The 14,120-nt window shown below is 67.0% G+C and carries 9 protein-coding genes; 3 read left to right on the top strand and 6 right to left on the bottom strand.

What is annotated here, in order from left to right; translation table 11 throughout:
* Nucleotides 1–87: 87 nt before the first annotated feature.
* The 4 genes from FHW84_RS22520 to FHW84_RS23340 all read right to left on the bottom strand — a co-directional run bounded on the left by FHW84_RS22520 (nucleotide 88) and on the right by FHW84_RS23340 (nucleotide 6,128).
* Nucleotides 88–1,581, bottom strand: a complete 1,494-nt coding sequence (locus FHW84_RS22520) for a GGDEF domain-containing protein (RefSeq protein WP_167258664.1) — start codon at nucleotides 1,579–1,581, stop codon at nucleotides 88–90.
* Nucleotides 1,582–1,961: 380 nt separating this feature from the next.
* Nucleotides 1,962–3,380: an ATP-binding protein gene (locus FHW84_RS22515; RefSeq protein WP_167258655.1), complete on the bottom strand. Its 1,419-nt coding sequence runs from the start codon at nucleotides 3,378–3,380 to the stop codon at nucleotides 1,962–1,964.
* A gap of 10 nt (nucleotides 3,381–3,390) precedes the next feature.
* On the bottom strand, nucleotides 3,391–4,056 hold the full coding sequence (locus tag FHW84_RS22510; protein ID WP_167258653.1) for a response regulator: 666 nt from the start codon (nucleotides 4,054–4,056) through the stop codon (nucleotides 3,391–3,393).
* A 557-nt stretch (nucleotides 4,057–4,613) separates the two neighbouring features.
* Nucleotides 4,614–6,128: a hypothetical protein gene (locus FHW84_RS23340; protein WP_243868258.1), complete on the bottom strand. Its 1,515-nt coding sequence runs from the start codon at nucleotides 6,126–6,128 to the stop codon at nucleotides 4,614–4,616.
* Nucleotides 6,129–6,192: 64 nt separating this feature from the next.
* On the opposite strand from FHW84_RS23340, the gene FHW84_RS22495 reads away from it, so the two are divergent.
* On the top strand, nucleotides 6,193–7,098 hold the full coding sequence (locus FHW84_RS22495; RefSeq protein ID WP_167258651.1) for a two-component regulator propeller domain-containing protein: 906 nt from the start codon (nucleotides 6,193–6,195) through the stop codon (nucleotides 7,096–7,098).
* 6 nt (nucleotides 7,099–7,104) lie between these two features.
* Here the strand turns inward: FHW84_RS22495 and FHW84_RS22490 are convergent, their stop codons facing one another.
* Nucleotides 7,105–8,445, bottom strand: coding sequence for an ATP-binding protein (locus FHW84_RS22490; RefSeq protein WP_167258649.1), 1,341 nt, complete (start codon nucleotides 8,443–8,445; stop codon nucleotides 7,105–7,107).
* 659 nt (nucleotides 8,446–9,104) lie between these two features.
* Between FHW84_RS22490 and FHW84_RS22485 the strand changes: the two genes are divergently transcribed.
* Together FHW84_RS22485 and FHW84_RS22480 are read left to right on the top strand one after the other, a co-directional pair.
* On the top strand, nucleotides 9,105–10,880 hold the full coding sequence (locus FHW84_RS22485) for a thiamine pyrophosphate-dependent enzyme (RefSeq protein WP_167258647.1): 1,776 nt from the start codon (nucleotides 9,105–9,107) through the stop codon (nucleotides 10,878–10,880).
* 36 nt (nucleotides 10,881–10,916) lie between these two features.
* The gene (locus tag FHW84_RS22480) at nucleotides 10,917–13,022 is read left to right on the top strand and encodes a hypothetical protein (protein WP_208399928.1); all 2,106 of its coding nucleotides are present in this window, start codon (nucleotides 10,917–10,919) and stop codon (nucleotides 13,020–13,022) included.
* 169 nt (nucleotides 13,023–13,191) lie between these two features.
* On the opposite strand, the gene FHW84_RS22475 is transcribed toward FHW84_RS22480, so the two are convergent.
* A complete protein-coding gene (locus FHW84_RS22475; RefSeq protein WP_167258645.1) occupies nucleotides 13,192–13,557 on the bottom strand; it encodes a hypothetical protein in 366 nt (121 codons plus the stop codon).
* Nucleotides 13,558–14,120 lie beyond the last annotated feature (563 nt).

The following is a 14,120-nucleotide window of genomic DNA, read 5'->3' as shown; positions in this document are numbered from 1 at the left end:
CGATGCGATACGCTCTGCACTGACCATGTTGGGGTTCGCCTGCGGCTCACTCCAACCTACGCGGTGACGCGGTGATGCGGAGACGCATCACGACATAGCCTTCGTCCCCGGCGCTTCAGCCCACACCACCTGATTCCTTCCCGCACGCTTCGCCGTGTATAGCGCCTTGTCCGCCGCGCCGAGCATTTCCTCGCCGTCCTCGTAACGCGCCAGCTCGCTCGAGGCGATCCCCGCGCTCACCGTGACGAAGCCGCGCACCCCGCGCACATGCAGGATGCGCAAGGCCTCGACCCGCCCGCGCAGCTTTTCCAGCAAGGCGCCGGCCGCATGCGGCATATGCCCGCTCATCAGCACCACGAACTCCTCGCCGCCGGCGCGCGCCAGCGTCACGCCGGTCATGGCGGCCGCTTCCCCCGCCAGCGCCTGCGCCACCGACGCCAGGCACTGGTCGCCGGCCAGATGCCCATAGGTATCGTTGAAGGCCTTGAAGTGATCGATGTCGAGCATCGCTATCGCCAGCGGCGTGCGGGACTGCCGCGCGCGCTCCCATTCGCGGTCGAAGGCGCGATAGAAGCCGCGGCGATTCAGCAGCTGGGTCAGGTCGTCGCGCAGGGCCGCGCGGCGCAGGCCGTGGTGCAGTCGCTTGAGTTCGTCCTCGGAGGACAGGTGCCGGCCCAGCATCAGGGCGGCGCGCAGCGCATACGAGGCGATGCCCGCGATCACCGCGCACGCCGCCAGCACGGGGCTGCGATGCAGATAGGCGAAAGCGAGCAGGCACAGCGCCAGGCTCAGCACGAAGGGACTGACGCTGCCGGCAAGGTGCCGTACGCGCGCCGGCGGCCGGTAGACGCGCAGCCAGTCGCCGTAGCGGCGGCTCAGCAGCAGGCCGATCGCGGCGAAGGGCACGCTCAGCAGCAGCTCCGGCACATACGACTCGCTGGAGAGCACGAAGCGGTTATGCGCCGCCGGCGCGAACAGCTCGATCCAGGCAAACGCGGTAAGCACCATGAAGAAGCGCCGCTCGTCGCGGCGGCGCGCGCCCAGCAGGCGCAGCGTGGCGAATATCGCCACGAACAGCCCCATGCCGTCGAACAGCCAGACGATGGCGCGGGCGTTGTCCGGCTGCGCTTCGGCGCCGGCCACCAGGGCGCGGACCAGGCCGTAGAACATCAAGGCGATCAGGATCGCCAGCGCCGCATCCACCCATGCCGTCCAGCGGTAGGCGGGCAGCACCGGGTCGTAGGTCGCCGCGAGGGTGAGCAGCAGGCTGCCCATGCAGAAATAGAAGGTGGGATCGAAGGCCACCAGGGTGCCTTGCGGATTGACCAGCGAATCGGCGAACAGCAGCACGAAGGCCGCGGCCTGGCTGAGCAGCGCCGCCAGCAGCAGCGCCCACAGCGGCCGGTTGTGCGGCAGGCTCAGGCGCACGCGGCGCAGGCTCAGCAAGAGGGTGAAAGCGAGTATCGCCAGTACGCACGCGTAGCTCAGGCTCAGCACGTGCGGCGGTTCGAACACCAGCACGGCGAGCTGCGCCGCCAGCAGGGGCGCATAGATACGCGGAGCGAGAGCCTGCATCTTCATGGCGCGTCGCATGGGCGATGGGTGCGGCCACTTAAGCACGAATCCATGCGGGGTTGTACCGACTGTGCTGCGGGGAGGCCCGCGCCTACGCAATGACAGTCACGGAGCGCGCCGACGCGCGTTCGGACCGTACGGAGCACGCCGGCATCCGCCTACATACGCAGGCCCGGCGCCGCAGCAATCTATCCCTGCCCGGACCGGCTCCCCAGCAGGTGCGGGCCGCGGACGCCCGGGTTCTCCCCTCTGCCCCGGGCGCTCGCGGGTCCCCCCGTTCCGGGGGGACCGCTTTATTCGTCCGCAACGGAGCGCCGGCCATGCCACTCGCCAGATCTGTCCGCACGCCCGGCGAACCGGGCCACCGCAGGAAGCGCCTGCCGCAGCTAGCGCTCCCGCGCCGCCTCGTCGCCATGCAGCAGCAGGCTGACCCGCACATGCAGCCCCGTGCCGAAGCGCGAATCGAGCAGCTGGATATCCGCGCCATGCATCTGCGCCGCGCGCTGCACGATCGACAGCCCCAGGCCGTAGCCGTCGCCGCGCGTGCCCGGCTCGCGGTGGAAGCGCTCGAACAGCGCGGCGCGCCGTTCGGGCGGGATGCCCGGCCCGTTGTCGACGACGTCGATCACCGCCACCCGTCCGGCGCGGGACAGCGCCAGTTCCACCATGCCGCCGGAGGGCACGTGGCGCATCGCGTTCTCCAGCAGGTTGCGCAGCATGGCCCTGAGCGCCGCCTCGTCGCCGTGCACCACCAGGCGCGGCGGCAGCGGAGCCAGCACCAGCTCGACCTGGCTGTGCGCGATCACCGAGACCATCTCGTCGATCACGTCGCCGGCCAGCGTCGCCAGATCGACCGGAGCCATGGCACGGCGCCCTTCGCCCGACTCCAGCCGCGCCAGCGCCAGCAGCTGTTCGGTGCGGCGGGCCAGCGCGACCAGGCATTCGCGCGCATCGGCCAATGCGCTGTCGGCGGCGCCGGGTTCGCGGGCGCCGATCGCGGCGTCGAGGTTGATCATGGTGGAGGCCAGCGGCGTGCGCAGTTCGTGCGCGACGTCGGCGCTGAAGCGGCGCTCGCGTTCGAGCGCGTTCTCCAGGCGGCCGATCTGCTCGTTCAGCGCGTCCAGCAGCGGACGCAGCTCGGTCGGCGCGTTCTCCAGCGTCACTGGCGCATGGCTGCCCGGTTCGCGCCGCAGCAGGCGACGGGCCAGCGTGTCCAGCGGCTTGAGCCCGCGCCGGATCGCCCAGCCCATCAGCAGGGCCAGCAGCGGCAGCGCGACGAACAGCATCAGGCCGTACTGCACCCACAGCGCCTGGCTGATTTCGGTGCGGCTGTCGTAGCGCTCGGCGGTGCGGATCCATTCGCCGTCGCTGCCGCGCGGCAACTGGAACACGCGCCAGCGGCGCGTGCCGAAGGAGACGTCGCGGAAGGCCTTGTCGTCCGCCCGCGGCGCGGGCATGCCGTCGAGATTGGCCGTGGTGGCCAGCACGCGCCCGTCGGCGGCGAATACCTGGTAGCCCACTTCCGGCTCGTACGAATGGGTGCCCTTGCCGTGTGCGGCGGGCGTGCGCGAAGGCGTGGGCACCACCACGGGCCGGCCGTCCTGCGGCATGCCGCCGGTGCGCAGCAGCACGTCGAGCGTGCGCGCGGACTGGGCCAGGCGCCCGTCGAGCAGCTCGTGCACTTCCTTCAGCGTATAGCGGTAGCTGAGCGCGCCGAGCAGGAGCATCGCCGCGGCGAGGATGGCGATGACCATCCAGCGCAGGCGCGCGCGCAGGCTGGGAAAGCGCGTGATCGATCCGCTCATCGCGCTGCGCTCATGGATGATCCAGCGGGATGGTGTAGCCGAAGCCGCGCACCGTCTTGATCGCGTCGAAGCTCAGCTTGCGGCGCAGGCCGTGGACCAGTACGTCGAGCGCGCCGGAGCCCACCTCGTTGTCCCAGCCGTACAGCGAGCTTTCCAGCTGCTCGCGGCGCACCACGCGGCCGGCGCGTTCCATCAGGTATTGCAGCAGGGCGAATTCGCGGCGGCTGAGCTCCACTTTCTTGCCCTGGTAGGTGACTTCCACGGCGCCCGTGTTCAGCACCAGCGGGCCGACTTCGATGCGGTTGTCGGCCATGCCCTGGGCGCGGCGCGTGGTGGAGCGGATGCGCGCGGCCAGTTCGTCCAGGTGGAAGGGCTTGACCAGGTAGTCGTCGGCGCCGGCGTCCAGGCCGCGGATGCGCGATTCCAGGTCGTCGCGCGCGGTCATCACGATGATCGGCGTGCGCAGGCGGCGGCCGCGCGCTTCGGTGAGGATCTCGAAGCCGTCGCGGTTGGGCAGGCCCAGGTCGAGCAGGAGCAGGTCGACCGAGGGGTCGTTCACCGCGGCCATGGCCTCGCGGCCGTCGCGGATCCAGGTCAGCGTGTAGGCGAGCTGTTCGAGTGCCCGCTGGATGGCTTTGCCGAGGAGCGGATCGTCCTCGATAAGAAGTATGTGCACGGTGGCAACCAGGCTCGCGGGTGGCGTGGAGTATCCGGGAAAATGATCGGGTCGGTGTATTAGGGGCGGCTTAGCCGCGGGGGCGTCAGCTGCAAGGTGTGGGTGGTGGGGCTGGGGTGTCTCGCCTTTGGCGAGGGTTTCGCCCCGCTGCCGCGGGGCGAGTTACTTTTTCTCTGCGTGCCCAGAGAAAAAGTAACCAAAAAGAGAGGGCACCCTGCTTGGCGCCCTCAGCAGCTGCGCTGCTGAGGGTCCGTGAGGGCTGGCCGGGCTTTTTGACAGGGCATCCATGCCCTGATCAAAAAGGCGGGGACGTCGTGTCCCCGCCCCCCTGCGGGGGCCTTTTCGTCCAGCCCTCACCGCCGGCGCCAAGGGGACCCGGTAGATCAAGAGCAGAAGCGCACCAGCGGAACGCCGCGGCTGCGCCGCGAGCTCTGCGCTGGATTTTCGCGCCGCCCTGCATCCCCCTCTCCCCTCCGGGGAGAGGGCCGGGGTGAGGGGCCGGTGCTGGCCCAGCCGCTCACTGTTCGCAAACCAAAAGCCCTTTCCTTTACCCGAGATCAGCTACAAGATCGCCCCTTCGCCTGGACGGCCATACCCCGAGCCACCACGCTATCCCCAGCAATTTCACCCCGAACGAGTGGCCCCGAGCCGCGTACGTGACCGACATTCACCCCCTCAGCGGCTCCACCTCGAACAAGCCCGCCAGCGTCCGCCACCGGACGCTTCAGGTCCGCTGCTGGTCCGTGCTGCTGCTCGTCTGCGCCTTGCTCGCAATCAGCGCTGCGGTCTGTGCAAACCCGGCCTTCGACTACCGCGTAGGCATCCGCCTCTACAGCGGCGACGACGGTCTGCCGCAGTCTCATGTGAACGCCATCGTTCAGGCCCGCGACGGTTATCTGTGGGTCGGCACCTTCGGCGGTCTGGCCCGTTTCGACGGCACCGCCTTCACCATCTTCCATGGCCGCTCGCGTTCGGGCTCGGGGCGCATCGACGCTCCGGCCAGCGATCGCATCACCGCGCTGCTCGAAAGCCGCGATGGAAATCTGTGGATCGGGACGGAAGACGCCGGATTGAGCATCCGCGACCGCTCCGGTTTCCGGCATCTGCCGGTCTGCGCCGCGAGCTGCCAGGTCAACGGGATGCTGCAGGCGGGGGATGGTGGGATCTGGGCGGCGACCAATGCGGGGTTGCTGAAGCTCGATCCGGTCAGCGGGGAGGTGCGCTGGAGCGAGCATTCCAGTCCGGTCGGCGACAACCAGCTGGTCATGGATCGGGCGGGGGCGCTGTTTGTCGGTGGCAATAACGGCTTGCACCGGGTCGAAGGCGGCGTGCTTCAGCACATTGCGTTGCCGGCGAACGACCACACGGTGTGGCTGCTGCGGCTGGATGGCGACAGCTTGCTGGTCGGCACGGAGACCGAGCTTTACCGCTATACGCCGGCCACGCAGCGCTGGCTGGCGCTGGGCGTGGCGCAGCCCAGGGATGCGGCGCAGGCGCCGGACGGGCGCTGGTGGGTGGCGCAGGCCACGGGTGGCGTGCTGGTGCAGGACGGACATGGCGGATGGCAGGAAGCGCCCGAGCTGTCGGTGCCGGGCGTGGCCAATCTCACCTGGGACAACGAGGGCAATCTGTGGGCCGGCAGCGGGCATAACGGTTTGCTCAAGGTGCGTGCGCCGCTGTTCGGGCTGGTGGGCGAGCGCAGGCTGGGTACCGCGATGGCTGGCCGTGCGATTGCCTACGATGGCGAGGGCGGGCTGTGGCTGGGCTCCGCCTGCGGCGGTCTCTTTCATTGGGAAGCCGATGGCCGCGCGCGAGCGGTGGCGATGCAGCCTGCGCTGAACAGTTCCTGCGTCTTCAGCCTGCTGCTGGATCGCCAGGGCCGCCTGTGGATCGGTACCGCGAACGGGGAGCTGGGCCTGTTCGACAACGGCGCGGTGCGGCGGGTCGACACCTGGCCGAGCAAGGAGCCGGTCAATGTGTGGCAGCGCGACGACGGTGCTTATCTGGTCTCGACCGCTGGTTCGACGTTCGCGCTCGATATCGGCGCCGATGGACGCATCGTCCGCCGGCAATCCATCGACGCCCTGCGCGGCATGCGCATCGGCAGCGTGAGCAAGGCGCGGCGGCTACTGGTTCGTGGGCGACCATGGCGCGTGGCGATTGCAGGGCGGGCAGGTCGCCGAGCATTGGACGGTCGACGACGGACTGTCCTCGCGCTTTGCGCGCGCGCTGCACGAGGATGCCGACGGCAGCTTGTGGATCGGCACCTATGGCGGCGGCCTCAACCGCATCAAGGACGGCAAGATCCAGTACTACGACCGCAGCAACGGCCTGTTCGACGACACCGTGTCCTGCATCGAGGCCGACGGGCGCGGGCGCCTGTGGCTGGCGGGCAATCTCGGCGTCACGGTGCTGCCTTCACCTGCGCAGGCCGCCGCTTCGATCGAATCGGTGCGCTTCGCCGAGCGCGACGGCCTGATTCCCGCCGAAATCAACGGCGGCGGTTCCGCCACCTGTTATCGCGACGGGCAGGGCCGGCTGTGGTTCTCCCTGGTATCGGGCTTCGGCGTGCTCGATCCGGCCAAGGTGCCGGGCGCCGAGCCGGCGCCGCCCACCTCGCACGTGGAATACGCGGCGGTGAACGGCCATGCGCTGGATCTTTCCGGTCCGCAGCTGGTGCTGCCGCCGTTCTCGCGCAACCTGGAAATCCGCTACACCGCGGTCAATCTCGGGCGCCCGCAGGAAACCCTGTTCCGCTTCCGCCTGGCCGGCGTGGACCGCGACTGGGTCGATGCCGGGCAGAGCCGCAGCCTGCTGTATCCGGTGGTGCCGTGGGGCGTGCACCAGCTCGAGGTGCAGGCGCGCGTGGTGGGCGGGCCGTGGGTGTCGGCGCCGGCGGTGCTGACCATCGTGCACCCGCAGCCCTGGTATCAGCGGCCGTGGATCTGGACCCTGATCACCTTGCTCGGCCTGCTGGTGCTGGTCGCCGGCGGCCGTTCGGACGGGATCGGCGCAACGGCCTGGCGGCGCCTGCGCTCGTAGCGGCTTTCAGGCTTCCGCCGTCCCGCCGCCGGTCGGCGGCAGCCGTATCTCGATGCGCGTGCCGCGGCCGGGCTGGCTGTCCATGGCGATGCTGCCGCCGCAGTCGGCCACGAAGCGGTGCACGATGCTCAGCCCGATGCCGGTGCCTTCGCCGCGCGGCTTGGTGGTGAAGAATGGCGTGGACGCATGCGCGAGCACGTCCGGCGTCATGCCGACGCCGCCGTCCTCGATGCGGATCAGCGCATGCGTGCCGTCGACCTTGGCCGAGATGCTGAAATGCCCGCCCTGCGGCATGGCGTCGGAGGCGTTGCTGGCCAGGTTCAGCAGGGCCAGTTCCAGTTCGTCGCGATCGGCCCGCACCAGCAGGTCGCCGGCGGAGATATCGAATTCCACCTTGATGCGCGGGTGGAACATCGCGGCGATCAGCGCGGACATTTCATCGATCGCCTCGCCCAGGTCGAACACCGCCATGTCGCGGCTCTGCGGGCGGCTGAAGCTGAGCAGGCGGCGGGTGAGGATGGTGCCGCGCCGGGCCGCGCGCTCGATGCGCGACAGCGCCATGTCCGGCCCGCCGTTCGAGGCGGGCGCGGCGACCAGGCCCAGGATCACGCTGAGGATATGGTTGAAGTCGTGGGCCACGCCGGTGGAGAGGCGGCCGATCGCTTCCATGCGCTGCGATTCCAGCAGCCGCGCATAGGCCTGGTCCTTCTCGTCCATGGTGCGCTGCAGTTCGCGGTAGGCGGCGTCCAGCTCGCGGCTGCGCGCGATGGCGCGCTGCGAGGAAAGAATCAGCCGGTCCAGGATGGTCGCCAGCACCAGGAAGTTCATGCCGGACAGGAACAGGCTGGACCAGGTGTCCGCGCCGGCTACGGCATTCGTCGCGCCGTGCAGGTCGCTCCACGCACCCAGCAGCACCGACAGCACGCTGCCCAGCGCCACCCACCACACCGCGGCGCGGCCCAGCAGCAGGCCGGCCAGCAGCAGCGGCAGCAGGTGGATCATCAGCAGGTCCGGCTGCGCCTGCAGTCCGTAGACGGCGTAGTTGATGCCGATCAGCAGCAGGCTGCCGATCACCGTGAGGCTGGCCGACCCGCGGTAATAGCCCGCGCGTGCCAGCGCGAAGCAGACCCATGCGTAGGCGCCGATCGCCATCGCGGTCCAGGCATCCTGGGGTTGCGCGGCATCGGCATGGCGATGCGCGGCGATGGCGGCGATCGAGGCCACCGTGCCGACCGCGGCGAGAATCGCCTGCAGCATCCGGTCGCTGCGCGGTTCGGCGGCGGGGAAGGGCAGCGGCCGCCGATGCGTGAAGGACTGCAGCGGATTCGAGGAGGCTTCGGTGGACATGGCAACCGGGTCGACAGGTGAAAGGGGTGGTGATGCCACGGCGGATACAAGGATCAGGTGCATCGATCTGCGCCGCTGCCTTGTGCCGGACACGCATTGTAGGACGCCCGATGCGCAAGCCCGGCTTCGCACTTTATCCGTGACATCGGCTTCACACCCGAGCGTTGTAGTCTCCGGGCGTTTTCAGGGGGCTGAATCCACGATTTCCGCAACAAAAGCATGCCGGCGTCCGTAGGTATCCGCGGCGCCCCCATGCGGCTGTCGCCCCCGTGCTGTGGTGGTCTTGAGGCACCTCGGGGAGTCCAGCCGGCTCGCCCGTCCATGCGTCGACGTTGGCTGGAGCACATCACTTCAAAGCGTAGTGGGGCGGACCGGCAGATCGGTCCAGGGAGCGCTCTATGAAAGACACCGTTCGCCTGCGGGCAGCCGTTCCGCGTATTCCACAGCGGATCGAAGCGGCCGTTCTGCGCAGCCATGCCGAATGGGGCAACACGGAATAGCTCCATCCATCCGCGAGGCGGTGCAGTGCACCTGCCTCGACACGCATGCATCGACCGGCAAGCGTTTCATTTTCTTTTTATTGCGGTAACGACGGAAGCGGCGCACGGCCGGGCCGGCTCGTGTCGCGCGCCTCCATTCTTCAGACAGGGGGAATCGTCATGGCAGACAGCAGCAGAACCACCAACAAGTCCCGTTCGATCAGCACGGCACCGGCGTCGATCTCGACCGCCACCTTTACCGTGGCCGATTATCTGTTGACGCGGCTCAAGCAATTGCAGGTCACCGAGGTATTCCAGATACCCGGCGACTACGTCAAGCACTTCACCCAGGCGCTGGAATATTTCGACGGCGTCACCGCGATCGGCGCCATCAACGAACTGGACGCCGCCTACGCCGCCGACGCCTATGCGCGCACCCGCGGCCTGGCCGCCGTGTCGCTGCAGTTCGGCGTCAGCACCTACAGTGCGCTCAACGCGATTGCCGGCGCCTGGGTCGAGCGCAGCCCGATCGTGGTGATCAGCGCCACGCCCGGCGCCGACATGCGCGACATCACCGACATGTACGACGTGCTGTTCCACCACTCCACCGGCGACCTCAATTCCGACCGCGCCATCTACGAATACGTCACCGTCAAGGCGGTCACGCTCAGCACCAATGTGGGCGCGGCCGAACAGATCGACGAGCTGCTGGTCGAGGCGATCACCCAGAAGCGCCCCGTCTACATCGCCTGCTACAAGGAAGTGTGGGGCCAGCCCTGCGCGCGGCCGCCGGCCACGCCGCTCAAGCCGCGCGTCACGCGCAGCCCCGAGCTGGCGCTGCGCAATGCGGTGGACCAGGCCTGGATGCAGATCACCCAGGCCAAGCAGCCGCTGATCTTCGCCGGTGTCGAGGTGCTGCGCTTCGGGCTTTCCGGCCTGCTGCAGAAGATCATCGACGCCAGCGGCTTTCTCTACACCACCACCAGCCTGGGCAAGAGCGTGCTGGACGAGCAGGGCGACAAGTTCATCGGCACCTACTCGGACGCGGCCTCGATCGAGGCGGTGCGCGAGATCGTGATGGCTTCCGATTGCGTGCTGACCTTGGGCGCGATCATCACCGACGACTACCTCACCTTCATCGAGAGCAAGTACGGCAGCATGGTGCTGGCCGACACCGACGGCGTGCGCGCCGGCTATTTCAAGTACGGCGACGTCACCATGCAGGATTTCATGGAGGCATTGCTGGCGCGCTTCGTCGCGAGCAAGGCCTACCCGATCAAGGCCAAGGCGCCGCCGCAGCCGAAGTACCCCAATCCCTGGGCGGCCAACTCCGACCCGGTCTACGACGTCGATCCGCAGATCATCACCTACAACCGTTTCTTCGCCAACACGATGAAGTTCCTGCAGGACAAGAACCTGCTGAAGGAGATCGTGATGACCTACGGCGTGAGCTCGGCGATGTATGTGGCGACCAATGCCTACGGCCTGGCGCAGGGCAGCTTCATCGCCTCGGCCGCGTGGCAGTGCATCGGCTTCGAAACCGGCGCGGCCTCCGGCGCCCAGCTGGGCAGCGGCAAGCGCGCCTGGACCGTGGCCGGCGACGGCGGCTTCATGATGGTCTGCCAGTCGCTGTCCACGCTGGCGCGCAACCAGCTCAACGCGGTGATCTTCGTGATGAGCAACCAGGTTTATGCGATCGAGCAGGTCTACGTGGACATGTCCGCGTTCAAGCCCGGCCCGAAGCACAAGTTCGATGCCTTCGACATCCTGCCCAAGTGGGACTACCTCGCCCTGGCCCAGGCCTTCGGCGCGGAAGGCATCCGCGTGACCACGGTGGACGAACTCAATGCCGCGCTGCCGCGCATCGCCAGGATCAAGAACAAGCCCGTGCTCGTCGAAGTCGTCATTCCGCAAAAGGATCTGCCCGGCCAGATGTACCGCCTCGGCAGCGAATAACGCTGCCAGCCACTCTCATCCAGGGAGCTACACACCATGACACAGAAGACCTATGCGATCTTCGGCGCCGGCGCCGCCGGCCTCTACACGGCCTGGCGGTTGCTGAGCGGCCAGTGCAAGCAGGCCAAGTTCAATGCCAAGCAGCTGAAGAAGGGCGACATCCTGGCGCTGCACGACTGGGGCCGCTACGACTTCACCAAGCGCTATCCGGGTACCCGCGCGGCGGGTGCGCGCATCTGCACCTGGCATTACAACAACGACAAGACCAACTCCTACGTCGAACTCGGCGGCATGCGCTATTCGCACTGGAACCGGATTCCGACCAAGGAGTTCCCGGACCCGAACAACGGCCTGGCGCCGGGCCACCGCGTGGTCACCGCGGTAATTTCGCTGCTGGGGCTGGACAAGTATTCGGTGCCGTTCAACGTCACCAACAACCAGCTGTTCTATCTGCGCTCGCGCAATTTCTATCTGAACGGCATCACCTCGAATACGCCGGCGCCGTATGCGGTGAACAACTTCGGCGCGGCCACCACGCCGGACCAGGGCTTCACCATCGTGCAGGACCTGGCCACCACCAAGCCATGGGCCGATTTCACCCGGCGCGACTGGTGCTCGTTCTATCAGCACGGGCGGATTACCGCGAAGCTGCCGGAGTCCAGCGTGTTCCAGCAGGGCGATTACCTGAAGGACATCGGCTACTGGAACCTGCTTTACGATCAGCTCGGCGCGGAAGGCTACGACTACGCGGCGGACGGCAACGGCTACAGTTCCAACGTGATCAACACGCATGCCGGCGTGTCGTTCAACATCAACAACGAGTTCACCCCTGGCAGCCAGTACCGCACGCTGTCGATCGGCTACTCGGGCATGTTCAATGCGCTGTTCGAGGAGATCCTGAAGCTCGCCAAGGCCAAGGGCATCGAGTTCCGCTACCACCCCGACACGCGCCTGCATTCGATCCTGTCGAAGTCCGGCAAGGCGGTCTACACCACTGCGCTGCGCGCCGATCCCAATCTCGCCGCGGGCGGGGGCGAGGCCGATGCCGCGTGGCTGGCGATGCCGCGGGCCGCGATCGACCTGGTGGCGCAGGCCACGCGTTTCCGTGCGCCGGCCAAGGGCGAGGTGGACGTGCTCAATCACGAGAAGGTGAGCCTCTATCTCGAAGCGACCATCATGCAGCCGTCTTACAAGATCGGCATGTTCTTCGACCAGCCGTGGTGGTCGCCCGACATCGACAATCCGGCGCCGTATCCGGCCATGGTGGTCGGCTACACCATCACCCCCGACACCATCGCCGGGCTGCGCGCGCAGAAATTCCCCGCCGCCGCGCTGAAGGCGATGGCGACGATGATCGAGGTTCCGTACGAGTCGGCCGGGGACATGGTGAAGGCGATCGAGAACATCACCGAGCAGGCCTTGACCATTCTGCAGGTCAAGCAGCTCACCGCGGCTTCGCGCAACGACACCATCGGGCCCAGCGTCAGCAATTCGCCGATCCGCATGGTGGTGTACTTCGGCAACAACGCGACCACGCCGAAGAAGAAGCCGGTCTACGGCATCCTGGCCAGCTATGACGACGAGGACAACACCGCGTTCTGGCACGAGCTGGAACTGGGCCCCAAGCGCCAGCGCGAAATCCCCAGCTCGTCGGATACCCAGCCCCTGGAAGGGCCGCGCAAGGTGCCCGCGCGGATGGTGAAGATGTTGCGCAAGATGCTGGCGGAGCTGCACTTCGGCCCGAACACGGACTACACGGCCGTGCCGGAGCCGCTGGAATCGGCCTACATGGACTGGTCGCTGCCACCGTTCAATGCCGGCTATCACGAATGGGCGCCGCATTACGATATCGGCGACGTGCAGCGCAAGATCCGCAAGCCCTCGCAGCTGATCAAGGGCGCCGATGCCGACATCTTCATCGTCGGCGAGGCTTATTCCAACGACCAGGCCTGGGTGGAGGGCGCGTATTGCACCTCGGAGTCGGTCTTGAACGATTTCTTCGGCATCGAGCCGATCATCGACAACAAGGCCTATCCGTTTATCTGTCCGGAAGAGTCGGTGGTCGGCAATGCCGACGACGTGGAGAAGTTCCTGCGCAATATCGATCCGGCACGGCAGTCGGAGGAGTCCGAGCCCGTGTAAGGGATCGCCTGCATGTCGTACGAGAAAGCCCCGCCTTGCGGGGCTTTTCTCTTACGCATCGGCGAACGGCTTTTCGATCGATGCAGCGGGATGGATCATCCGGAAATTCAGACTAATCCTTATAGGAAAAGGACGATCCACCGAGTCGCTCGATGGATCGCACCTGTCGTCAGACGTCGTCGCCGTGGGTTTCGGAGAGTGCGCCCAGGCTTAGCGACTCGGCGTATTCGCTAAGAAAGCGTACGGCGACGAACAAGCCTTCGACATAGGTCGGCGGCAACGGCCATTCGCCCGGCGCATTCGACTGTCCACTGGCCTGGCGCTCGCGGAAGGCATCGCTGTTGGCGAGCAAATCGTTGATGACATTCACCGCCATATGGATGCCGGCCAAGCGGGTAAGTAAACGTTCTTGAGAATCTTCGACCTCGTCAGTGAGATAAATCGGACGACCTAGGGGATTAGTCGCATTGCTAATTCGCAAATCGTCGGTGGAAGGGATGGTGTAGATATCTGCCGTATGATCCTGGCTAGCCATGATCGACTTTCCTGTAAGGGTTGGTTGTGGTCAGCGGGCCGGTCCGGGTTGCAGCCCTGCCGGCCCGCGCTTTTTTGTGGCGGAAGCAGGATGGTCGCGTGCGAAGTGATGCAACACGCAACTTCGCCAAGCTAGCAAAGCATGGTGTGAGTGTCTGTCGGGTGAGGACGACAAGCGGGATGGTATTTGCGTAGGTGTGTTGCGGATGCGCGTGGTGCGTGGGGATGGCAATCGTGTTGAGGTTGAGGAGTTGTGGTGCGAGTGGGGTGGCTGAGAGAGTGAGACGGTGATTGAGGTGCGATATTTGTTTTGATCGCTTCGACTTTCCAGATCGAGCGACTGCGAGATTCAGTGCATCGCTCCGCCCGGCCCCTCACCCCGACCCTCTCCCCGGAGGGGAGAGGGGGATGCAAGGCAACGCGAAAATCGTACGAAGAGCTCGCGGCGCAGCCGCGGCATTCCGCTGGTGCGCTTCTGCTCTTGATCCACCGGGTCCCCTTGGCGCCGGCGGTGAGGGCTGGACGAAAAGGCCCCCGCAAGGGGGGCGGGGACAGGACGTCCCC

This window comes from Dyella sp. SG562, from assembly GCF_011759495.1.
GTDB classification, from domain to species: Bacteria; Pseudomonadota; Gammaproteobacteria; order Xanthomonadales; family Rhodanobacteraceae; genus Dyella_D; species Dyella_D marensis.
Note: the sequence above shows the minus strand (reverse complement) of the source record. Positions and strands in the feature narration are given on the sequence as shown.

Coding starts and splice junctions, on each gene's coding strand:
- FHW84_RS22520 (WP_167258664.1), bottom strand. CDS start 1,581: ATGAAGATGCAGGCTCTCGCTCCGCGTATCTATGCGCCCCTGCTGGCG.
- FHW84_RS22515 (WP_167258655.1), bottom strand. CDS start 3,380: ATGAGCGGATCGATCACGCGCTTTCCCAGCCTGCGCGCGCGCCTGCGC.
- FHW84_RS22490 (WP_167258649.1), bottom strand. CDS start 8,445: ATGTCCACCGAAGCCTCCTCGAATCCGCTGCAGTCCTTCACGCATCGG.
- FHW84_RS22485 (WP_167258647.1), top strand. CDS start 9,105: ATGGCAGACAGCAGCAGAACCACCAACAAGTCCCGTTCGATCAGCACG.
- FHW84_RS22480 (WP_208399928.1), top strand. CDS start 10,917: ATGACACAGAAGACCTATGCGATCTTCGGCGCCGGCGCCGCCGGCCTC.
- FHW84_RS22475 (WP_167258645.1), bottom strand. CDS start 13,557: ATGGCTAGCCAGGATCATACGGCAGATATCTACACCATCCCTTCCACC.